Here is a 21,482-nt window from a genome sequence, read left to right as displayed (position 1 = left end):
TCCCACTGAACCAATTCTGAACAATAAGACCTATATGATGGCATCACGCAACAAAATCGCTTGACTTGGAGTGAACTCCAAATGTAATAATATCCGGTGTAAGTAGCTGGAGTAGACTACATTTGAAGAAAACAATATCTAGGAAAGCGAGGTATAATTAAATGGACTATGTGAAACTTGGAAATACCGGCTTGGATGTATCCCGCCTTTGTCTTGGGTGTATGGGCTTTGGGGTTGCAGAACGGTGGATTCACCCATGGATACTAGATGAAGAGCGCAGTCGTCCAATTATAAAAAATGCCCTGGAGCTAGGTATTAATTTTTTTGATACCGCGAATGTATATTCAGATGGAACTAGCGAAGAAATTGTTGGACGGGCTTTAAAGGATTATGCGAATCGAGATGAAATTGTCCTCGCGACAAAGGTTCATTTCCGTATGCATCAAGGCCCGAATGGTGCGGGACTTTCCCGAAAGGCTATCATGAGTGAAATAGATAAGAGCCTTAAGCGACTGGGGACAGATTATGTGGATCTGTACCAAATCCATCGCTGGGATTACAATACCCCTATTGAAGAGACGATGGAAGCATTACATGATGTTGTGAAGGCCGGGAAGGCAAGATATATTGGTGCTTCTGCCATGTACGCATGGCAGTTTCTGAAGGCGTTACATGTTGCTGAAAAGAATGGATGGACCCAATTTGTATCAATGCAGAATCATTTAAATCTCTTATATCGTGAAGAGGAAAGAGAGATGCTGCCGCTTTGTAAAGAAGAAAAAATCGGTGTGATTCCATACAGCCCGCTTGCAGGTGGAAGATTGACGCGTGATGTGCAGGAAACAACACATCGTTCCGAAACCGATCAGGTTGCGAAATCTAAATACGATGCGACTGCCGATACCGATCGATTGATCGTGGAGCAGGTTGCGGCCATCGCAGAAAAACGTGGAGTTCCTCGCGTTCAAATCGCACTTGCCTGGTTGCTACAGAAAGAACCGGTAACAGCTCCCATTATCGGTGCTACGAAAACGTCTCATCTCGAAGATGCAGTAGCTGCTCTTTCGATTACGTTAACACCTGAAGAAATTGCATTGCTGGAAGAGCCATATGTTCCTCATCCGGTAGTTGGCGCTCAGTAAATATGGATGAAATGACAGTTTCGAAATAAGAAACGACAAGAACGCCCTATCCATTTACATAGGGCGTTTCTTGATCAGAAATCAGGAGGTGAAGTCAACATGTTGATCGCAGAAGTAAGCAAAAAATTCGAACTATCTCAGGATACACTCCGCTATTATGAACGCATCGGACTTATTCCGCGTGTGAACCGTAATAAAAGTGGAATCAGGGATTACACGGAAGAAGACTGCAGATGGGTTGAATATATCAAATGCATGCGAGGCGTAGGGCTTCCCATTGAAATTTTGATTGAGTACGTTAGGTTGTTCCAGCAGGGTGATGAAACGATAAATGCTAGAAAAGAACTCCTAATGGAGCAGCGTAAGCAGCTCATTGCAAAAATGGAAGATATGAACAACGTATTGGAACGCATGGATTATAAAATTACAAGCTATGAACAGACAATAGGTAAAAAAGAAAAACATCTAATTTAACCCCTACGTGCTTTGCGGGAGAGCAGGTTTCCCAAGGACTGAACACCTTGAACAAACAAGACTAGAATGATGACGGTAATCAGCATAACCAGCGTATCAAAACGTTGATAGCCATACGCGATCGCCAGATCGCCAATTCCGCCTCCACCGACCGCACCAGCCATAGCAGTAGCACCAATCAGACCAATAGATGCTGTCGTTAACGACAAAATCAGAGAACTGAATGCCTCAGGAAGCAAAAAGTATCGAATGACCTGGAATGGAGTCGCCCCCATCGCATCTGCTGCCTCCAGTATCCCCGGATTCACCTCCAACAGCGAGTTTTCGACCAGCCTGCCGATATATGGCGCAATATATACAATCAAGGGGACAATTGCCGCACTGGTCCCAATGGATGTATTCACAATCAGACGGGTTAACGGAATGATCGCAATCAGCAAGATAATAAACGGTAAGGAACGAACAATATTAATAATCGGATTCAAAATATTGTGCAGCCATTTGTTCTCCAGAATTCCACCCGGACGAGTGATGACGAGTAAAATACCGATAGGGATACCGATCAGGGCACCAATGAATAATGATATGCTGACCATGAGCACGGATTCATACAAAGCTTCCCACAGTTGATCCCAGGTGATCGTAGTTCCTGTAATCATCATAGACTCTCTACCTCCTGAATATGGACTCCTTTGCTCTTGAGAAAATCAACAGCCTGCTGAACGGCATGCTGTCCGCCGCGCAGTTGTATCGTCATATAGCCAATTGTCGTTTCTTGAATCTCCGTCATGTTGGCAAACAAAATGTTCACGTGGATATCATGCTGCCGAATCAATTCATGAACCACCGGATCAGAAGCAACCTGCCCTATAAATTCCAGCTTGTATATTCGCTGTGATTCTTGCTGTTCGAACGTTTGCAGCACACTCTCGGGTACCGTATCGTGAATGACCGTGCGTACAAAGCTCTGTGTCGTCGGGTGCTGCGGCTGCCCGAATACCTCCAGGACATTGCCCTGCTCGATGATTTCCCCCTTTTCCATTACGGCAACCTTGTTGCATATTCGCTGGATTACCGACATCTCATGGGTGATAATCAAAATGGTAATCTTGTATTCCTTGTTAATTTTGTGAAGCAAGTCGAGAATAGACTGTGTGGTCTGCGGATCAAGTGCCGAGGTTGCCTCATCACAGAGCAAAATGGACGGGTTGCTCGCAAGCGCCCGTGCAATCCCTACACGCTGCTTTTGTCCGCCGGAAAGCTCGTTGGGATAGCTATTCGCCTTGTCCGACAATCCTATGAACGCCAAAAGCTCTTTTACACGCCCCTCTATTTCCCGTTTGTTGCGCTTAAGCAGCACCAACGGAATTGCAATGTTGTCGAACACTGTTTTCGATTCCAGCAGATTAAAATGCTGAAAAATCATTCCGATCTTCTTCCTTACCTTCCGAAGCCCAGAGGTCGAGTAGGTATTTAACTGCTCCCCCTCAACAAGAACCTCTCCGCTGGTTACCTTCTCCAGACGATTAACCAAACGGATCAGCGTACTTTTCCCTGCGCCACTGAATCCGATAAATCCGAAAATATCTCCTTTATCCACTTTGATATTTATATTTTTCAACGCTTCAATACTTAGGCCTTTTCTCACGTAGGTTTTGGATACATTCCTAAGTTCAATCATGAGTCCTAACTCCTTCCGTTCTCACAAGTATGTAAGATGTTCTGAGCTGATTGCTTTTCTTTGCCATGAACGATCGAATTAAATCCGAGTATTCTAGTAAGTTTTATAAAGTATACTACTTCGATTTAATATTCATGTCAATATGTGTTTTGAGTCTGGTTAGTCCATGTCCTTGCATAAATCAGCATGATATTGCAGATGGTATGAAATATGCCGAAGCATACACACCTTACCCGAACGGGACGGAAGCGGAGGAACATAGATGAAGCGAATATTTACCTTGTGGCTATGCGTTGCAGTTATGGGGATGTTGGCAGTTACGGCGGAACCCGCATGGGCCACTCAGACTGTTGACGGACAGCCTTATCATTTTGGATTTAAAAAAAGTAAGGGAGGGGAGCTGCCTTCTATCGCACAAGAAGGCTTTATGCACCTGATCGAAAGACAAGGTGGCATCTTTCTGGGGGATACGACTAAAAAAGAATTATTTCTCACTTTCGACAACGGCTATGAGAATGGGTATACTCCGAAAGTGCTGGATGTATTGAAGGCCAAAAAGGTCCCAGCCGCCTTCTTTGTGACAGGGCATTTTGTAAAAGACCAGCCTGCTTTGATGCGACGCATGGCAAGTGAGGGTCATATTATCGGAAACCATTCATGGAGCCATCCTGATATGAGCACCATTTCTTCGGCAGAGATCCGGTCTGAGCTGGATCGGGTACGAAATGCATCGGCAGAGCTAACCGGGCAAAAAGAAATGAAATATGTCCGACCGCCTCGCGGCATTTTTAGTGAAAAAGCTTTGGCTTCCTGTCGAGAAGCCGGATATACGAGCGTATTCTGGTCTGTAGCTTACAAGGACTGGGACACAAATATTCAGCAAGGAACGGACTATGCCTATCGTCAAGTCATGCGTCAGCTCCACCCTGGTGCGGTCATTCTGCTCCATTCCGTATCCAAGGACAATGCCGAGGCGCTTGCTTCCATCATCGACGAGGCTCGCAAGCAAGGGTATGAGTTTAAAAGTCTAGACGACCTTAAGGTGAAACATTATCACTAAATAGTAATTGAATTTAATGAGTCGATATCATAATGAGCCCGATCCACACCTGCCCATGGTAGCCAGTGTGAATCGGGCTTTTTAGTTTACGACCAAGGAAGGTAATGGATATAATGACTGTAAGAAATGAATTGGAAAGCACTATTTTTTGGAGGTACATCATGCATTTTGTATTTGATCTGGATGGAACGATTTGCTTTAAGGGTCAGTGTGTGTCGGATAAGATCGCAAGCTGTCTGGAACAATTGTCCCGATCGGGACATGAAGTCATTTTTGCCTCGGCACGGCCGATTCGCGACATGTTACCCGTACTTCCTAAACGCTTTCACACCTATGCTCTGATTGGTGGCAACGGCTCTATGATCTCCCAACAAGGCAGTATAACTCACGTGGAATCCTTTTTACCAGATGTGAAGAATGCCCTGCTCGCACTACTGGAGGAACACCAAACCACCTACCTGATTGACAGCGAGTGGGATTATGCATATACGGGTGCAGCTGATCATCCTATACTCAACAATGTGGATATCAGCAAGTTGGCGCAAAAGCTGCCTTTGGCTTCCCTGAAATCCATCGTAAAAATGCTCATTTTAACTGCTGACGATATGGATGAGCTGGCCGCCAAGCTTTCGCCGCTCGGCGTGGTCATCCATCAACACCGTAATGAACAAGTGCTGGACATCAGCCCGCAAAATATCCATAAATGGAACGCACTTCAGAAGCTTGGTGTGCAGCCCCGTCAATTTATCGCCTTCGGCAATGATGCGAATGATATACCGATGTTCAGGGAGGCACACCATGCTGTCATGATTCATCAACATGCTGAACTGGCTGCCTTCGCGACTGAATCGATCCCTAATGAGGGGGAAAATCAAGAAGACCTGATTATCGCCAAAATACGTGAGTTGGCTGAAACAGTTACCATTTAGCCAAACGCCAAGAAAGGGAAGGTCTCTCTATGAACCTTCCCTTCCTTTTACCATTCTACAGATAGCAACGCCTATTGCACGCTTAGCTTATACACTCGGGCTTCATAGGGGCGCAGCTTCAAGGCATGCAGTTGTTCCCCTTGTACCGGCTCGTAGTTGGACAGCAGCAACTCCGCTTTAGCAACAGGAAAGTCCTCCTCGGGCCAGTGGTACACCGGATCACGATCAAAGAAATTCAAAATGACCAGCAAACGCTCTTCTCCCAGCAAACGAGTGAATACATACAGCTCCGTATCTAGCGGCAACAGCAGCTTGTATTCGCCATAGACTATGACCTCATGTTGTTTGCGCAGAGCAATCAACTTGCGATAATAGTGGAAAATCGAGTCCGGATTATTTCTTTCTGCCTCTGCATTAATGTGCGTGTAGTTATCATTAATCTTCATCCACGGCTCTCCATCGGTAAATCCGGCTGAAGGGCCAGCATTCCATTGCATGGGAGTACGCGCATTATCCCGACTTTTCCGCCAGATCTCCGCCATAATCTGTTCCTCAGACTCACCGATCTTCCGTTGCTGCTCATAATAATTCAATGTTTCCACATCCCGGTAATCATCAATTGACGGGAATGCGATATTGGTCATGCCAATTTCCTCACCTTGATAAATATAAGGCGTACCCTCTAACATATGTGTGAAGGTTGCCAGCATTTTGGCTGACTCTACGCGATATTGTCCATCATTAGCAAATCGCGAGAGGGCCCGCGGCTGATCATGATTGTTCAGATAATTGGCATTCCATCCTTCCTCATGAAGCACTGTCTGCCAGCTGCTCATTATTTTTTTCAGCTCCACCAGTGTCCACGGCTTGGATTTCCATTTTTCCGTCCCTAGCCCTTGTGCATCAATAAACATGTGTTCAAACTGGAAAACCATATTCAGCTCATGCCGCTGGTCCCCCACATAATCAAGCGCCTGTTCCGGTCCTAAACCAGACGTTTCGCCAACTGTCATTAAGGGATAACGCTCCAGTAATTTTTCATTCAGCATCCGTAGAAGTACATGTACCTGTTCTAGATTGGAAAAGAGCTGATAGGCACGTACCAAGGTTCGTTTGTCAGGATTATCGGCATCCGGCAGCCCCTCCGCTTTGACAATATGGGCAATGGCGTCAAAACGGAAGCCATCGACTCCCTTTTTCAGCCACCATTCCACCATGCGGTAGAGCTCGCCCACCATCTCTTCATTTTCCCAGTTCAGATCTGGCTGATGCTCGGAATATAGATGCATGTAATATTCGTCTGTAAGCTTGTCATATTTCCACACTGAACCGGAGAAATACGATTCCCAGTTGTTCGGATATCCGCCATTTTTGCCTGTTCGCCATATGTAGTAGTCCCGCTTCGGATTATCCTTGGACGAGCGTGACTCCGTAAACCACGGATGCTCATCCGATGTATGGTTTAATACCAAATCCATCATGATTTTGATGCCTCGTTCATGCGCCTGGTGAAGCAGTTCGTCAAAATCCTCCATCGTTCCAAACTCATCCATAATGGCATAATAATCGCTAATATCATATCCGTTATCGTGATTAGGCGATTTATATACCGGACAAATCCAGATTACATCAATACCCAGCTCACACAAATAATCCAGCCTGGACAAAATGCCTCGCAAGTCTCCTTTACCGTCTCCGTCAGAATCCTGAAAACTGATCGGGTAAATCTGATATACAACGGCTTCCTTCCACCATATTTTTCTAGGCATGTTTCCCTCCTGTAGCTTCTCTGTACATCCAATAGCTTATGCTCTTAACATACACGCAATACCTGTCTGCGAATCGTTGGTGTAGGGGAACAAGAGTCTTGTAAGCTTGCTTCGACGCATTAGCAGAGCCGCTATAACCTACGGAGATTTATTTTAAAAAAATATTTTGCAAAACAGGTTGTAAAAGTGGACCTGGCGTTACCTATATTTATGAACTGCCCATATACATGTACTCAAAGCGGTGCCACTTTTGAATAAAAGGAGGAATTTACATGAACCATCGACCCAAGGAGCCAAAGGATCTGATTGTGGAAACTGCTGTGATCCCGCCCAACATCCATGTGGACGTGGAGTCAGCCACTGAGGGGGGAACACGCCGCCTGATGCTTAGCGATAACCCGGAGACGCTTACCCATGTGACGGTACCTACCGAGCAAGCCACCCTGTGGCATGACGTGGTTCGCACGACAACCCGAACAGTCAAACATCGCATTTTCGGCTGGCATTATAACAAAATCGGCAGCGCTGTTAAACTGGGCATCACCGTAGAGAACAGAAGCGCCGCTAAACTAGAAGTACGACATATTGAACGTGCCCTTAAGATTGTGCCTGAAGACGGCAACTGGATTATAGATGTCGGGCAGTCTATTGCCAAAAGCTGTTTGGCGGGTACGATGGAACGTCTGAAGCCAGCAGACCGTCATAAATTCGGCAAAGGCACCGCCCTGCTGGAGGAATTTGAGCTGGCCGAAGGATCGCTGGCCGGATTCATCTATGACCTCACAGTAGAATTTGCTGAAGGCCACGGTACGCTGGATTATGTGATTCGCACCGTGATCAGCAAGGATACGCAGACGGATCTGCGCCAGATTCATATGGATGCGCTTCCTCCCGTACCTCCACCACAGGCGCATCCACGAGGGGTGTGGTCCTTTTCCGAAACGAATGCGCGGATGCCAGAGTACGTGGTGGGGCAGAGCGCCAACTATCGGGCGTGTGCCACCAAAAAGCTGAACGGCGAGACTCCTGCCGATCTGCTGTTTACCGGGGCACGCAGCGAGCTGGGGCCTGCGCTAGATAATCGCGGACAATTCGGAACCATATACAACGCGACGATTCCCATCGTTAATGACAGTGACGAGGTACGTATCGTACGAATCTATGCCAATCCACGTGGGGGCGCGTTCGCCGGGTCTGTGCGTGTGGATGATCGTGTATATGGTATCCCTCTGCTACGAGATAATACCAAGGTATGCCGATTGGCTGATATCAGCGTCCCTCCCGGCAGATCTAGCTATGATCTCAGCTTCATGGTTGCAGGGAGCGCAACCACACCCTTGGGGCTATACGTCATTACACTATAGCTGTGCTCACGATGACTGAATGAGCGAACGTGGAGCCAAAATTTTCACAGAATATGGTCTGCTCTATAGTAAATGGAGCTGTCCCAAAGCTGGTTTTAAACTTTATTGGACAGTCACGCTTCGTCATTAGTATAAAAAAGCGCGAGTGCAAGGGTTATTCCCCCCTGTAGCTCGCGCTTTTTGGTTCATGCTCACCCATTTGAGCAGGTTATGGTCAAGCGAAGGCACGTAGTCCTCTTCGCCGCCATACCCGGCATCGGCGATGACCATCCCCGGTTACCCGGTTTGTGTCAGAATAAATATCGCTCTATTTGAACCGCTGGACCTGCCTCGAAGGCATAATGGTCAACTCTGGAATATTGACATGCTCCGGTTGCTCTAGTGCATAAAGGGCAGCTTCTGCAACATCATCGGGATGCAGCGGCAAAACGCTCGAAGCAAACGCCCGAATTTCCTGCTCGGGATATCCGGCCACCTGCGAAAATTCCGTCGCCACCGCCCCGGGGTGAATCGCAGTTACACGAATTCCTTGCGTACTGGTCTCCAAACGCAATGCGGAGGCTATGGCACTAACGCCGTACTTGGTAGCGCTGTATAGTCCTCCTCCGGCAACCACTTCCTTCGCTGCAATAGAGGAGACAATGACAACATCCCCCTTGGCCTGTTCCCTCATTGGCTGAAGTCCGTACTTCAGTGTCAGGACAAGACCGTGCACATTCGTCTTGTAAAGCTCCTCCCATCTTTCCAGTTCCACTTCTGCCAGCGGGCTTCGATACCCGAAGCCGGCATTGGCAACGATAATGTCAAGCCGTCCCCAGCGTTCAAGAATGGCGTGAACCGCCTGCTGTACGTCTTCAGCTTTTTGGATATCGGCAGGTATTGCCATGACCTCGTACAATTCCTCTTGGTGCAAGTCGCGAACCAATTCATCCAATCGTTCCTGACGGCGTGCCAATACAGCTACATACGCGCCTCGCTTTGCCAGTTTTTTGGCAATCGATGCCCCAATGCCGCTGCTTGCGCCTGTTACCAAAGCTACTTTCCCGGCCAGGCTTTCCTTCGCTTTCCAGGATAATCTCAATTCATCCAATATCATGTTATACCCTCCCCAAGCTTATTTGGTTAAAAGCACACGATGAACACCCTGGCTGCCTCCAGGAGCTGTACCTATATATAAATATCCGTCATGGTTTACAGCCGTGGTTACCCCATAAAGCGAGCCTTCAGGATCATGCCAGCTTCCGATGAGTTTACCCTGCGGATTAAGCTCCACAGCAAGCCCATGCTTCACAGGTGCGCTTGCACCGCTGAGCAGCGATTGAGGCAATTTGGCCATCATTCCAGCCAGCCATGGGCTTCCATGCATCTGATCTACAAAGGGAATACGTGTTGTGAAGAGACCGACCCAGAAATGGCCTTGATCATCACGCGTAATGTTATCCGGAAAACCGGCGAGATTATCCGCAAAAATATCCGAAGTTCCCTTCTTCGGCCCTTTGAGCCAATATCGGGTCAATTGGTAGTGATACGACTCTGCCACAAGCACAAAATCTTCGTCCGCAGACAAGGCAACCCCGTTCGCAAAATAAAGGCCTTCCAACAGAACTGTCGTCTGCTTGGTCGCCGGATCATATTTCAGCAAACGTCCATGTGGCTTGTTCTCGGCGATTTCTTTGAAGACTACACTGCCATAATTGGAGGTGTCAGAAAAATAAATGGTACCATCTTTGGCAATATCCAGCTCGTTGGCCAAATAGATCGGTGTGCCGTCGACTTGATTGGCCAACACCGTCACGTTTCCGGAAGGATCTACCGACAGCAGCCCCTTCTTAACATCCGTAACGATCAGATTTCCACTTGCGTCAAACATAAGTCCATTGGGCGTTCCTTTGGTATCTGCATATAGCTGGGCCTTTTGCGGATTGCCCTTTGTATCAAAGGCAACCTTATAAATTTTCCCGTCGGAGTCTCCCGTATATAAATTTCCTTCCTTGTCAAAGGTGATAAATTCCGGAAACTTAGGGGCAATTGTAACAAGCTCTGCGGAGCTGAGTTTGTTGTTTTGTTGCCATGGACCCGCTTGTTCAAAAGAGGGGGCCGAAGGTGCAAGCCATTTTGCAGGCTGGACAGGGGAAGGGATGAGCATAAAAATAACCATTCCCAGAAGGATTACCGCCAACAGCGATAATCCGGTTCTGCGTACCCATTTACGCGGTTTCTTAGTCTTTCTTCCTTGAGAATCTTTGACAGATAAATCGGGTTTACTGGGCATTAGAGTGCCTCCTATGTGATGTGAATAATATTTCAGCATTTTGCATAATTCGATTCCCAACGCTCGAAAGTACACTATATAGACGAACTAAACCGTTTCGATCTATATATTGCTGATTTGAAATCGCTCTTGGGATTTATGCAAAATGCTCATTTATATTTGAACGACGATTTTACCGAAATACTGTTTTCCTTCAGCCAAAAGTGCGAAGGCTTCGCCGATTCGGCTGAGCGGGAATACCCGGTCAATGACAGGATGTAAACGATGGCGGGAAATGGCACGATTCATGTTTTCGAAATGTTCCCGGTTACCGACTTGGCTGCCGCGAATCGTCGCAGCCTTCTGCAAAATGCTGGTGACATCAAACTCAGGAATAGTCAAGCCCGATAAGAAGCCGACCATGTTCACAGTCCCTCCGGTACGAAGTGCATTGATGGATTGCGCCATTGTTGCCGCTCCCCCTACATCCAGGACATGGTCGACTCCGCCGTCTGTCAGCTCCAGAACCACCTTATCCCACTCGGGAACTTCCGAATAGTTGATTGTCTGCCATGCGCCGAGATCCTTTGCCCGTTCCAGCTTGTCATTGCTGCTCGATGTGATAATTACCCTTGCTCCCGCCATCAGAGAGAATTGAAGCCCAAAGATGGAAACACCGCCTGTTCCTTGCAAGAGCACCGTATCCCCCGCTCGCAGCCCACCGGATTCCATCAGCATGCTCCATGCGGTTAATGCTGCAATCGGCAAGGTGGAAGCCTCCTCCCAAGAAAGGTGATCCGGAATGGCGACGACCCCATCTTCATGCAGAACGATATATTCAGACGCCACTCCACTGAGCGGGCCTCCCAGACTGTCCTTTAAGACCTCCGCTCTCGTGCTCCCGCCAATGAATTTCTGTTGTAAATTTGCCGCTACCCTTTGTCCAATCTGAAATTTTGTCACCCCTTCGCCCACAGCTACAATTTCACCCGCTCCATCGGATAACGGAATGAAGGGAAATTGAATGCCGATCGGCATTAGCCCGTTGATAATCACCAAATCCCGGTAATTCAGGGACGCTGCCCTTATGCGGATCAGAACTTCCAGCCGTCCCGGCACCGGTATGTCAAGTTCCGTCAAGGTTAACTCTTCAAAGCCAAAACCGTCTTTCAGTTGCACTGCTTTCATTTTGGTTGTCCTCCCTGTAATGTTAAACTTTTTACCTAGTATGGATACGGTGTATTACGAAAGAAACACTGTTTCTTATACAATACACTGTATCCAATTGTCTTCAAGACGTCAATCTTTACTTTAAAAATAAAAACGGTCGTAAACTGCCTCCGGGCTTTTAACGTTCCTTACCAAGTAAAATTGGAGACTAAGTGGCTTCGCTTGTCCAGAACTTACTCAGGTGGGCAAGCAGACCAAAAAACGCGAGTTGCAGGGGTGAAATAACCTCTGCAACTCGCGTTTTTTACATTAATGGTGATAAAGCGCTGTCCAATAGAATTGGAATTTGCTTATGCCACAGCCTTATTTAAGCTCCAATTTTTATAAACTACGTCTACTTAAATTTGTTCCTGACTATATTACGCTACTAAGCATAAAATTGGAGGGCGGACCAGGCTCCGGCTTGCCAAACAAATAACCCTGAGCCAGTGACACACCTGCTTCACGACAAAATTCAAAATCCTCCATCTGCTCTACGCCTTCAGCCAACACTTGGCCTCCAAAACGAAAAGCCGATTCTACAATCCCTGTAATTTGCCGCTTCTGATCACTGTTACTATGACAGCCGTCAATTATACTGCGGTCAATTTTAACATAATCCGGCTGAAGGCAATTCATAAGCTCTGTCGTAGAATAACCTGCCCCCACATCGTCCAGGGCTACCGAAACTCCTCGATTGCGATATTGATCAAAGATATGATGCAAAAAATTAAGGTCGTCTATCTCTTCCGTTTCTACGACCTCAAATACAAAATCCTTCGTACTCATGGATAACCGATCAATCGTCTCAAAGGTGTGATTCAAGCAATAAGCCGGATTATAAATGGTGGAAGGGAGAAAGTTAATAAAACGTTTAATTCCCGCCGGAAGGCATGTTGCACTTTTTTCAATAGCGGAAATACGAGCCGAGCGATCCAGATGAGCATGCAAGCCAGCTTCACGGGCGATTTCAAACAGCCGGAAAGGCTGAAAAGGTCTCTCTGCATGTGACGGACGCAGCAAAAACTCAAACCCGATAATATCCAGCTTGTGATCAACAATAGGCTGCATATGGCTGGAAAAACTTTGATCCTTAATAATACTCACGATATCTGGATGTTGCAGTCTGGCTTGCAATTGACTAAATAGAAGCCAGTCCTCATATCCTTCGATATAATGCAAGCCCGTTACCACAACTTGCATATGGTTCAGGTATTCCTGCGGCAGACGAGCCAGTCCGTTAACCAGCTGTTCCAGCTCTGAACGGCTGTCAAAGCGAAACTCTATGCTGCCCTCACGCCCATGTTCCTGCTTCAGTTGTTCCGATAGCATACCCAAACCATCTAATGCTGGAGTAAGCGACACCCTGGAATGCCTAATTCTGAGCAATCCTTGATCCTTAATAGGTAATATGATGCTGCAATTGCTGCATGTCATAATGGTCCTCCTCGGAACAATTTTCCGGTTTTTTCACCATTATATCACAAATAACTAGAACAAAAGCACTATATAATTACGTGTTTTTACAAAAAAGTAGCTTATTCTTAACGACAACTTAGGACTTAAGTACATATTCGACAAAAATCAGAAAACTTTTTGCAATCATGATAAATTCGGGGCTGTTGTTTTTGGCATCAAAAAAAGCAGCAAATCTCTTGGTTAAAGAGACTTGCTGCTTCATTCTGATATTGAGTGGAAACTAAAATCCGAAGTTATTTGGACGCCTTCGGCTTCGTTGTTTTAGCTGGTTTAACAGCTGCAGGTTTGGTCGTTTTAACAGCTGGTTTTGCTGTTGCTTTCGCGGGAGCCACAGCTTCCTTTACAGGAGTGGTTGCTGCACTAGGCTTAGCGCCAGCTTTTAAGCTGTATTTGGCAAAGCCGTCTGCCGCGCTGCTCAAGTATGAAATTTGTTGATTTCCTGCCAGCACGTCTTTGGCATCAGGAGAGGACTCGAAAGTAACCTTTGCCTGACCAAAAGGAGCAATAGACCAATTGCCGTCCGCCGATGGATTAATCGTTCCGTTCGTACGGATATAGTCAATAATGACCTGGCGACTTTCATCCGGTGCTGCCATCACAATTCGTTTGCCATCTGGGTTAGCCAGTTTGGATGAGGAAGCACGATAGTTATTGGTAGCTACGATAAATTTCTGCGCAGGATCAATAGCCTTCCCATTGTATTGCAGATCCTTGATACGATGAGCTGAAGAATCAATAATCGTTCCCTTGGCATCATATCGTGCAGGCTGAGTTACATCAATCTGGTAATTCACACCGTCAATGACATCAAAATTGTAGGTTGGGAAATCTTTGTTGATCAGCGATTGCTCCTCAGTTTGCTTTGGATCAATGCGGTTGAACTGACCTGCAGACCACTCCAGCCATTCCTGAATTTCAGCACCGGTCACTTCTACAGCATGAACCGTGTTCGGATACACATACAGGTCGGACACGTTTTTAATCGCTATCGTACCTTCAGGAATGTTGGTGTAATACTCGGCTCCGTTTCGACCACCGGCCTTGAATGGAGCGCCTGCCGACAATACGGGAAGATTTTCGTATTCGGTCCCTTTAAGATGGTTTTGAACATACCATTTCTGTGCATTCGTCACAATTTGAATGGAAGGGTCATCCTGCACTAATGCAAAATAACTGTTAATCGGTGCAGTCGTTGTTCCAACAGGTTGGCGAACATAATCCAGCGTTCCTTGATGCTCTTCCTTGATCGAATCTGTCAGTTTGTAGTCAGGAGTAAACTGCACAGCCTGGTTAGTGGTACTCACAACCGGACGTACTTCAGACTGAGAGTTAGTTACGTTCCACTCGCGATTTCTCTTTTCCAGGCTCAGGTCAATAATACCCAGCTCCTTGCCCCATGAGGAAGCTTCCACAGCCGGTACGCCGTTAATGGTTCCTTTATCTAGATCTACACCCTTCATTTCTTTAAAATCAGGGCCGGGGAAAGATTTATGAGCATGCCCAAACAGAATAGCGTTAATTCCGTCCACCTGGCTTAAATATTTAACGGCATTCTCCATCATTGGCGTTTGCGGCACATCCTCATAACCTGTGTGCGCAAGCACGACAATAATGTCAGCACCTTCCGTCTTCATTTGAGGAATAAACTTTTTCGCCGTTTCCACAATATCCTTCGTAACGACTTTATCCTTCAAATTGGCTTCATCCCACTGCATAATTTGTGGTGTGACCAAACCGATGACGCCCACTCTAAGGATGTGCTCTTGGCCCTTCTCGTCCGTTACCGTTTTATCAAGAATTCGATAAGGGGTAAAATAATTTTTAGTAGCTTGCCCCCCCTTGTCAACATAAACATTCGCATTTACGTAAGGAAAATCGGCTCCCTTGAGCGATTTCTCCAGAAAATCGAGACCGTAGTTGAATTCGTGGTTACCCACTGTCGCCGCATCATAGCCCATCAAGTTCATCATCTTGTAGACTGGATGGACACCGCCTTCTTTTTCATAGGTTTTGTTTCTGGCCATATAATCGCCTAATGGATTGCCCTGTAACAAATCACCGTTATCGAACAGCATGCTGTTTCTTGTTTCACTACGCGCCTGTTGGATCAAACCAGCTGTGCTAATCAAGCCATATTCGTTGGTTTCTTTGTCTGAATAGTAATCATAGTTCATCAGCGACGCATGAATATCCGTTGTTTCCATGATCCGCAAATTCACCGTAGCGCTATCGCGAGAATCGCTAGCTGCCCAGGATGGAGCGGCCGAAAACACCAGCATGCTACAAGCCACAACTGCTGCTGTAAACCCTTTAAACCAATTTTTACGAAATAACAAAATATACCCCTCCTCATTAAGGTGTATGCCTCATATACATACTTTTGCACATATATGTAAGCCTTGAACCCACCATTTCTATTTTAATCCAACGCCAGATAAAAGAGTAGTCATTTACTTAAATTATTTATGAAAAAATAATTAATTTTCTCAAAAAATAAAAAGCCAGCAAACCTCCTAAAAAACTCGGAGATTCACCGGCTTATCCATTTATATTCGTATTACTTCTTCCAAACCTGGCGCTCAGATTGCTGACCCACATACTCAATGCGTGTCGGATTCACGTCCAGAATGACATAATCGGGATCATCCGGTCCGGAAAACCATTCCTTCAAGGAATCGTTCCACACTTGTTTGCGCAGCCCCTCATCAGTTGTGATCTGGACGGTAGCCTCCACTTCTACGACTTCCTTCGTACCGCCAACTTCATAACCCAGCAGCAGATAAGCATTCGGATTGTCCTTTAGCTCCTCTACTTTATGCGTTTTGCGATCTGTCGCCAGATGAATGTTCATTCCATCGTTAAAAAGGGCCATATAGCGTACTTTCGGTTTGCCACCCTCTACCGTACCTAACGAGCAAAATTTGTTGTTATCCAAAGCCTTCACAATGGCTTGTTCCAGTTGGTTGCGATCCAATGTTTCCGTTTTACCCACAGTACAACAACTCCTTTTCACGAATTAGAATTCTCTACGGCCACGCCATTGGGCACCAGCCCATCTGAACCTACTTGCGTAGCTGTTCTGAAAATAACATGACCGGATCGAATCGAATTGATTCATGCTCATTTTCAGATCAAAGCTCACAGTAAAAGTGTACCCTGTCGTTCGGCAAATGAACCGTCACCTCTCCCTTCATGCTGGACAGACCCGCATTCAAGGCATATAATCGTCGTAGTAAACCCGAATAAATGAACCCATTAAACCATACAATGCCAGGGGTGCTGGAATCGGCCGGCTGAGAGTGTGTCCCAAGACACTGACCCTTACAACCTGATCTGGGTAATGCCAGCGTAGGAATGCTTAAGCAAGATGTGCCTTTTTTACATAGGACCATCCCTTACTTTGGTATATACAAGCGCAAGCGTCCCGGAAACTCGGGGCGCTTTTTTTGTTGAAGATTATGTTGTTGGAAAGATCGCATCCGGCAGATGTTATTTTTAGAAAATGGGTAACTTAAGCTGTCTGATTGGACGGATAACGGGTAATTAAAGGAGAGAACACAACGATGAAGCGCATGAAAATGTTAAGCCTGGGACTGATCAGTCTGTGGCTCATGGCCCTGACCCTGACCGCTTGCGGTGGAAGTCCCCCCACATCCCAAGAAGCGGCTCCCGCTACCGACACTCAAACGTCTACTCCGGCAAAGGGGCTCAAAGATGTTAAAGTCGTGCTCGACTGGACACCCAATACGAATCATACGGGACTCTATGTCGCTAAGGACAAAGGATTTTACGAAAAAGCGGGTTTGAATGTCCAAATTGTTCAACCTGGCTCAGGCGGAGCTGATCAAATGGTTGCTTCTAATGCTGCACCTTTTGGTATCAGCTACCAAGAAGGCGTCACACAGGCTCGTACGCAAGGCGTGCCGCTTGTATCCATCGCTGCGGTGATTCAGCATAATACCTCAGGCTTCGCAGCCCCGGTAGATCGTGGAATTAAGAGCCCGAAAGATTTTGAAGGTAAAAAATACGGCGGTTGGGGCTCTCCCGTAGAAGAAGCGGTCATGAAATCCATCATGGATTCAGACAAAGGCGATGTGAGCAAAGTGAAGATCATCAACATGGGCAATGCAGACTATTTTACAGCCGTGAAGCGGGATATCGACTTTGCCTGGATTTTCTACGCATGGACCGGAATCGAGGCCCAGCTTCGAGGTGAGCCATTGGATATGCTGTATGTAAAAGATTATTCCAAAAGCCTCGATTACTATACACCTGTAATTGTGAGCAACGAACAGACAATAAAAAATGATCCCGAGCTGGTCAAAGCGTTCATGGACGCTACCGCACAAGGCTATGAATACACTATCGCTCATCCGGAAGAAGCCGCAGACATCTTAAGCAAAGCTGTACCGGAGCTGGATAAAAAACTGGTACTTGCCAGCCAAAAATGGCTAAGCCCGCGTTATCAGGACGATGCCGCGCAATGGGGTGTGCAAAAACCGGAGGTATGGCAAAACTATTCGGACTGGATGTACGAACGCAAGCTGCTCAGCAAGCCTTTGGAAGTCGATAAAGCCTTCACAAACGGTTTCCTGCCCAAGCGTTGATCATTTGTTAAAACGCTAAATAAGACTGAACTAGAGAAGTGAACGAAGCGCCACTACGCAGTCGGATGGTGCTTCCCATCGCTGCTGTACCCAGATTTCTTTTATGAATATCCAGAGGTTGAAATCTGGGTACAAAGGCGAACGCTAACGCTTGTACAGCACCATTCCGCCCACTTCGTTCTCGTTCCACTTGGTTTATTCTTTAGTTTCTCATATTATCTAAGCGCTAAGTAGGTGCGCTTGTGTGTTAAAAATGCCACACAAACCAGCTTTAAAAATAGGGTGTTTTTAAGGCGGTTGGCAGCGTAGTGGTTCATTTGAATCTGGAGAAGCGCAGCGATCGTAAGATCAAATGAAACGCGAAGCGGTCTCCCCGCCTTAAACCACCATATTTTTTTAATAACACTCCAAATAAAGGACAGGTGAATTTGCATGGCTAACACACTGCTCAGTATTCAAGTAATCCCTAAAACTCCTAATAACGAGGACTCTTACACGTATGTAGATAAGGCGATCGAGGTCATTCAGCGCTCCGGTGTCAAACATCAGGTGAATCCATTGGATACGACCATGGAGGGCGAGCTCGACGAGTTGCTGAAAGTGGTTAAAGAAATGCACGAGGCTTTGACGGAAGCGGGCAGTCCCAGCGTCATTTCACAGATCAAAATCGCACATAACCCACAAGGCATCAGCATGAACAAGCTGACCGAGAAATATCGCCCATGAATCCGAAAGGCAAGAACGCATCCTGGTGGAAAAGCGTATGGCCGCCCTTTGTGGCGGTCCTCTTCTTTTTAGCGGCCTGGCAGGGGGCGGTTTCCTATTTGCATGTTGAATCCTGGCTGCTGCCTGCTCCATCCCTCATCGTACAAGAGGGCATAGCCCAGACGGCGCTGCTTGGTGCCCATACATGGGCTACGATTCGTCTGACACTTGCGGGATTCGCGATAGGGACAGCAACGGGACTGTTGATCGCCATCGTTCTTCATACGATTCCTTTTCTCAAATCCGCCCTGTATCCGCTGCTTATCCTGAGCCAAAACATTCCAATCATCGCCCTGGGACCGCTGCTCATGGTGTGGTTTGGTTTTGGGGTGCTGCCCAAGCTGATGGTCATTACCCTAGTATGCTTTTTTCCTGTGGCTGTAGCGGCCATGGACGGGCTGACTCGAACAGACCGTACGATGATGAACTATATGCGGATGTCGGGTGCAAGCCGCATGGCTATTTTTATGAAGCTGGAGCTGCCACATTCCCTGCCGCAAGTCTTTTCTGGCGTTAAAATTGCTGCTACCTATAGTGTGATGGGTGCGATCATTGCGGAATGGATCGGAGCTAGTGAAGGAATTGGATATTATATGCTGCTGCAAAAATCGGCCTATCGCACGGACCTCATTTTTGCCGCCATCGGCATTATTGTTGCACTCAGCTTACTCATGTTTGTGGTTATTTTACTACTGGAGAAATGGCTGGTTCGCTGGAAACCCGATCGAGAGTAGCTTCCTCCTTGAATTACATACAGCAAAGAAAGGACGTGGCGCGTATGAGTCTGCATCCGACTGACTTATCATCATACAACGTGGCTAATGAACAACGAACCGGGGAACAGCAGAGTCCTTCAACCGCTCCTCCTGCTTTGGAATTGGACGGGATCAGCCTCGCCTTCCGCGAAAAGCGAAGCCTACTGCCCGTACTGCAGGATGTATCCCTCACAGTCAAGCCAGGAGAATTCGTTTCCCTCATTGGTCCGTCAGGCAGCGGCAAAAGCACGCTGTTTCACATCATCGGCGGGCTACTCAAACCACAGCAGGGACGTATCCGTATGCACGGACGGGACATGACTGGTGAACGTGGGCATATCAGCTATATGCCGCAGCAGCCCGCCCTTTTCCCGTGGCGTACCACGCTGGACAACGTACTGCTTGGGCAGGAAAATGCTCCACGTAAAAATACAGCAGTACCCCCTCAGTACGCCAGTGAACGCGAGCGTCGCAAAGAAGCCTTGCAATGGCTCGAACAGGTTGGACTTGGTAAATTCGCCAAGGCGTATCCACATACGCTGTCTGGTGGAATGCAACAGCGCGCAGCCTTTCTTCGCGCACTGCTCAGCCCACAGGAATTAATGCTGCTGGATGAGCCGTTCAGCGCACTCGATGCGCTGACACGTGCAGACATGCAGCAATGGTTATTACGGATGTGGGAAAAGAACCGCCGTTCTGTGCTGTTTATTACCCACAGCATTGAAGAAGCGTTGCTGCTCTCCGACCGCATCTATGTGCTGTCGGCGCGACCTGCTTCAGTGGTGCATGTCGTAGATGTCCCTTTTCCCCGCCCGCGTAGGGAAGAAATCACCCTCGATCCGCTCTTTATTGAATGGAAGCGGACCATGACCAGCTGGATGCGCGAGGAAAAACATAAACTGGACGGCGACATGGACAATGCTCAGAGCGTCCACAAGAATATCCCAGAAGATGGATTGAATCGACATGAGTGACGTAAAAGTTCGATGTGCATTGAAATGGAACAGCCAAACAAAGCCAGGCTTGGATTTGACCGCAATTGGACCCGCTCCATTGATCGACGCGCATATTCATGTAGACAGCTACCCGCCCGAACAACAGGAATTATTGCTCGCTTCACTTGCCAATAGCAGCGTCCAAGCCGTGATAGCCGTGTCGATGCATCTGGGCTCCAGCCGAGCCAATCTGCAGTTAGCCAAGCGTTACCCCGGGCTGGTACGACCAGCCTTTGGCTTTCATCCCGAACAGGCTCTTCCACCGCAAGCTGAGCTTGAACTCTTGTTCAACTGGATGGACGAACATGTACAGCAGATGGTCGCCGTGGGTGAGGTCGGCTTGCCCTATTACAATCGGCTGGAAGCCTCACAGAGCGGTTCACCTTTTGACCTCGCTCCCTACATAGTGCTACTAGAGCGCTTTATCCAGTTTGCAAGCAAGCATAACAAGCCCATTGTCCTGCACGCCGTTTATGAGGACGCAGACATCGCCTGTGACCTTTTGGAACGTCATGGCATCACACAGGCGCATTTTCACTGGTTCAAGGGCTCTACCGCCACGATCGAACGTATGGCCCGGAACGGCTATTATGTCTCCTTCACACCGGATCTCTTGTACGAAGAAGAGATCCGCAGTTTGGCAAGACAGTATCCGTCTGATCAGATCATGGCAGAGACAGATGGTCCTTGGCCGTTCGAGGGACCTTTTACTGGACAAGAGACACATCCCCGGATGACTGCCGACGTCATTCGTGCGTACAGCAAACTGACCCATCAAGATGAATCTGCCGTCCGTCAATTATTTTATGAAAATACGAGACGCTTTTACTCACTATCTGATTGATAAAGGCATACCAGCTATTTACTGACTGGAAGGTTTACAACCACAACATGCAACCAAAGCAAAGAACCTCCTTATTTACGCGGGACTTCATCATACGTAAATAAGGAGGTTCTTGTATTTTCAAACGTATATAGCTCAAATACTACTTGTATTTTGTA

20 protein-coding genes and 1 riboswitch are annotated in these 21,482 nt (G+C 47.2%); of the genes, 10 read left to right on the top strand and 10 right to left on the bottom strand.

What is annotated here, in order from left to right:
- Positions 1–161: 161 nt before the first annotated feature.
- Both NSQ58_RS16080 and NSQ58_RS16075 read left to right on the top strand, forming a co-directional pair.
- The gene (locus tag NSQ58_RS16080) at positions 162–1,142 is read left to right on the top strand and encodes an aldo/keto reductase (RefSeq protein WP_068941055.1); all 981 of its coding nucleotides are present in this window, start codon (positions 162–164) and stop codon (positions 1,140–1,142) included.
- Positions 1,143–1,241: 99 nt separating this feature from the next.
- Positions 1,242–1,616: a MerR family transcriptional regulator gene (locus NSQ58_RS16075; protein WP_279835079.1), complete on the top strand. Its 375-nt coding sequence runs from the start codon at positions 1,242–1,244 to the stop codon at positions 1,614–1,616.
- On the opposite strand, the gene NSQ58_RS16070 is transcribed toward NSQ58_RS16075, so the two are convergent.
- Complete coding sequence (locus tag NSQ58_RS16070) at positions 1,613–2,278, bottom strand: methionine ABC transporter permease (RefSeq protein WP_023986716.1); 666 nt, start codon at positions 2,276–2,278, stop codon at positions 1,613–1,615. The two genes, NSQ58_RS16075 and NSQ58_RS16070, sit on opposite strands and share 4 nt — an antisense overlap.
- Positions 2,275–3,297, bottom strand: a complete 1,023-nt coding sequence (locus NSQ58_RS16065) for a methionine ABC transporter ATP-binding protein (RefSeq protein WP_075153610.1) — start codon at positions 3,295–3,297, stop codon at positions 2,275–2,277. Before NSQ58_RS16065 ends, NSQ58_RS16070 begins: the two co-directional genes overlap by 4 nt.
- A 262-nt stretch (positions 3,298–3,559) precedes the next feature.
- On the opposite strand from NSQ58_RS16065, the gene pdaA reads away from it, so the two are divergent.
- Positions 3,560–4,357, top strand: coding sequence for a delta-lactam-biosynthetic de-N-acetylase (gene pdaA / locus NSQ58_RS16060; RefSeq protein WP_023986714.1), 798 nt, complete (start codon positions 3,560–3,562; stop codon positions 4,355–4,357).
- A 161-nt stretch (positions 4,358–4,518) separates the two neighbouring features.
- Positions 4,519–5,286 (top strand): HAD-IIB family hydrolase, encoded by a 768-nt coding sequence (locus tag NSQ58_RS16055; RefSeq protein ID WP_053324493.1) that lies wholly within the window; start codon positions 4,519–4,521, stop codon positions 5,284–5,286.
- 71 nt (positions 5,287–5,357) lie between these two features.
- Here the strand turns inward: NSQ58_RS16055 and NSQ58_RS16050 are convergent, their stop codons facing one another.
- On the bottom strand, positions 5,358–7,055 hold the full coding sequence (locus NSQ58_RS16050) for a glycoside hydrolase family 13 protein (RefSeq protein WP_341057843.1): 1,698 nt from the start codon (positions 7,053–7,055) through the stop codon (positions 5,358–5,360).
- Between the two features lie 272 nt (positions 7,056–7,327).
- Between NSQ58_RS16050 and NSQ58_RS16045 the strand changes: the two genes are divergently transcribed.
- Entirely contained in the window at positions 7,328–8,419 is a 1,092-nt protein-coding gene (locus NSQ58_RS16045) for a hypothetical protein (RefSeq protein ID WP_053324491.1), read from the top strand.
- A 307-nt stretch (positions 8,420–8,726) separates the two neighbouring features.
- Here the strand turns inward: NSQ58_RS16045 and NSQ58_RS16040 are convergent, their stop codons facing one another.
- The 6 genes from NSQ58_RS16040 to NSQ58_RS16015 all read right to left on the bottom strand — a co-directional run bounded on the left by NSQ58_RS16040 (position 8,727) and on the right by NSQ58_RS16015 (position 16,350).
- Positions 8,727–9,515 (bottom strand): SDR family oxidoreductase, encoded by a 789-nt coding sequence (locus NSQ58_RS16040; RefSeq protein ID WP_028541208.1) that lies wholly within the window; start codon positions 9,513–9,515, stop codon positions 8,727–8,729.
- Positions 9,516–9,533: 18 nt separating this feature from the next.
- Positions 9,534–10,691: an SMP-30/gluconolactonase/LRE family protein gene (locus tag NSQ58_RS16035; protein ID WP_279835081.1), complete on the bottom strand. Its 1,158-nt coding sequence runs from the start codon at positions 10,689–10,691 to the stop codon at positions 9,534–9,536.
- 153 nt (positions 10,692–10,844) lie between these two features.
- Positions 10,845–11,858: a zinc-dependent alcohol dehydrogenase family protein gene (locus NSQ58_RS16030; RefSeq protein ID WP_071559422.1), complete on the bottom strand. Its 1,014-nt coding sequence runs from the start codon at positions 11,856–11,858 to the stop codon at positions 10,845–10,847.
- 396 nt (positions 11,859–12,254) lie between these two features.
- Positions 12,255–13,316 carry an EAL domain-containing protein gene (locus tag NSQ58_RS16025; RefSeq protein WP_071559423.1) on the bottom strand — a complete coding sequence of 354 codons (1,062 nt, stop codon included), beginning with the start codon at positions 13,314–13,316 and terminating at the stop codon, positions 12,255–12,257.
- Positions 13,317–13,591: 275 nt separating this feature from the next.
- Positions 13,592–15,694: a bifunctional 2',3'-cyclic-nucleotide 2'-phosphodiesterase/3'-nucleotidase gene (locus NSQ58_RS16020; RefSeq protein WP_341057842.1), complete on the bottom strand. Its 2,103-nt coding sequence runs from the start codon at positions 15,692–15,694 to the stop codon at positions 13,592–13,594.
- Between the two features lie 221 nt (positions 15,695–15,915).
- Positions 15,916–16,350 carry a pyridoxamine 5'-phosphate oxidase family protein gene (locus tag NSQ58_RS16015; RefSeq protein WP_279835083.1) on the bottom strand — a complete coding sequence of 145 codons (435 nt, stop codon included), beginning with the start codon at positions 16,348–16,350 and terminating at the stop codon, positions 15,916–15,918.
- 270 nt (positions 16,351–16,620) lie between these two features.
- Positions 16,621–16,730: riboswitch (TPP riboswitch) on the top strand.
- 191 nt (positions 16,731–16,921) lie between these two features.
- Here NSQ58_RS16015 and NSQ58_RS16010 point away from each other — a divergent pair.
- On the top strand, positions 16,922–17,965 hold the full coding sequence (locus tag NSQ58_RS16010; RefSeq protein ID WP_053324486.1) for an ABC transporter substrate-binding protein: 1,044 nt from the start codon (positions 16,922–16,924) through the stop codon (positions 17,963–17,965).
- A 7-nt stretch (positions 17,966–17,972) separates the two neighbouring features.
- On the opposite strand, the gene NSQ58_RS16005 is transcribed toward NSQ58_RS16010, so the two are convergent.
- Positions 17,973–18,155 carry a hypothetical protein gene (locus tag NSQ58_RS16005; protein ID WP_155613642.1) on the bottom strand — a complete coding sequence of 61 codons (183 nt, stop codon included), beginning with the start codon at positions 18,153–18,155 and terminating at the stop codon, positions 17,973–17,975.
- A gap of 242 nt (positions 18,156–18,397) precedes the next feature.
- Here NSQ58_RS16005 and NSQ58_RS16000 point away from each other — a divergent pair, with 242 nt between their 5' ends.
- From NSQ58_RS16000 to NSQ58_RS15985, 4 genes are read left to right on the top strand one after another with little or no spacing between them, the layout of a single operon-like run.
- Entirely contained in the window at positions 18,398–18,691 is a 294-nt protein-coding gene (locus NSQ58_RS16000) for an MTH1187 family thiamine-binding protein (protein ID WP_053324485.1), read from the top strand.
- On the top strand, positions 18,688–19,464 hold the full coding sequence (locus NSQ58_RS15995; RefSeq protein ID WP_023986702.1) for an ABC transporter permease: 777 nt from the start codon (positions 18,688–18,690) through the stop codon (positions 19,462–19,464). The genes NSQ58_RS16000 and NSQ58_RS15995 overlap by 4 nt, the downstream gene beginning before the upstream one ends.
- 44 nt (positions 19,465–19,508) lie before the next feature.
- The gene (locus tag NSQ58_RS15990; RefSeq protein ID WP_053326524.1) at positions 19,509–20,459 is read left to right on the top strand and encodes an ABC transporter ATP-binding protein; all 951 of its coding nucleotides are present in this window, start codon (positions 19,509–19,511) and stop codon (positions 20,457–20,459) included.
- Positions 20,452–21,324: a TatD family hydrolase gene (locus NSQ58_RS15985; protein WP_075153605.1), complete on the top strand. Its 873-nt coding sequence runs from the start codon at positions 20,452–20,454 to the stop codon at positions 21,322–21,324. The genes NSQ58_RS15990 and NSQ58_RS15985 overlap by 8 nt, the downstream gene beginning before the upstream one ends.
- Positions 21,325–21,482 lie beyond the last annotated feature (158 nt).

It is taken from the genome of Paenibacillus sp. FSL M7-0134 (assembly GCF_038007865.1).
In the GTDB taxonomy this organism is placed as follows: Bacteria; Bacillota; Bacilli; order Paenibacillales; family Paenibacillaceae; genus Paenibacillus; species Paenibacillus polymyxa_B.
Note: the sequence above shows the minus strand (reverse complement) of the source record. Positions and strands in the feature narration are given on the sequence as shown.

Bases quoted from the DNA above. Each gene is read 5' to 3' on its own strand.
- NSQ58_RS15995 (WP_023986702.1), top strand. From the start codon at position 18,688: ATGAATCCGAAAGGCAAGAACGCATCCTGGTGGAAAAGCGTATGGCCG.
- NSQ58_RS16045 (WP_053324491.1), top strand. From the start codon at position 7,328: ATGAACCATCGACCCAAGGAGCCAAAGGATCTGATTGTGGAAACTGCT.
- pdaA (WP_023986714.1), top strand. From the start codon at position 3,560: ATGAAGCGAATATTTACCTTGTGGCTATGCGTTGCAGTTATGGGGATG.
- NSQ58_RS16030 (WP_071559422.1), bottom strand. From the start codon at position 11,858: ATGAAAGCAGTGCAACTGAAAGACGGTTTTGGCTTTGAAGAGTTAACC.
- NSQ58_RS16055 (WP_053324493.1), top strand. From the start codon at position 4,519: ATGCATTTTGTATTTGATCTGGATGGAACGATTTGCTTTAAGGGTCAG.
- NSQ58_RS16000 (WP_053324485.1), top strand. From the start codon at position 18,398: ATGGCTAACACACTGCTCAGTATTCAAGTAATCCCTAAAACTCCTAAT.
- NSQ58_RS15985 (WP_075153605.1), top strand. From the start codon at position 20,452: ATGAGTGACGTAAAAGTTCGATGTGCATTGAAATGGAACAGCCAAACA.
- NSQ58_RS16065 (WP_075153610.1), bottom strand. From the start codon at position 3,297: ATGATTGAACTTAGGAATGTATCCAAAACCTACGTGAGAAAAGGCCTA.
- NSQ58_RS16010 (WP_053324486.1), top strand. From the start codon at position 16,922: ATGAAGCGCATGAAAATGTTAAGCCTGGGACTGATCAGTCTGTGGCTC.
- NSQ58_RS16080 (WP_068941055.1), top strand. From the start codon at position 162: ATGGACTATGTGAAACTTGGAAATACCGGCTTGGATGTATCCCGCCTT.
- NSQ58_RS16070 (WP_023986716.1), bottom strand. From the start codon at position 2,278: ATGATGATTACAGGAACTACGATCACCTGGGATCAACTGTGGGAAGCT.
- NSQ58_RS16075 (WP_279835079.1), top strand. From the start codon at position 1,242: ATGTTGATCGCAGAAGTAAGCAAAAAATTCGAACTATCTCAGGATACA.
- NSQ58_RS16050 (WP_341057843.1), bottom strand. From the start codon at position 7,055: ATGCCTAGAAAAATATGGTGGAAGGAAGCCGTTGTATATCAGATTTAC.
- NSQ58_RS16040 (WP_028541208.1), bottom strand. From the start codon at position 9,515: ATGATATTGGATGAATTGAGATTATCCTGGAAAGCGAAGGAAAGCCTG.
- NSQ58_RS16025 (WP_071559423.1), bottom strand. From the start codon at position 13,316: ATGACATGCAGCAATTGCAGCATCATATTACCTATTAAGGATCAAGGA.
- NSQ58_RS15990 (WP_053326524.1), top strand. From the start codon at position 19,509: ATGAGTCTGCATCCGACTGACTTATCATCATACAACGTGGCTAATGAA.
- NSQ58_RS16035 (WP_279835081.1), bottom strand. From the start codon at position 10,691: ATGCCCAGTAAACCCGATTTATCTGTCAAAGATTCTCAAGGAAGAAAG.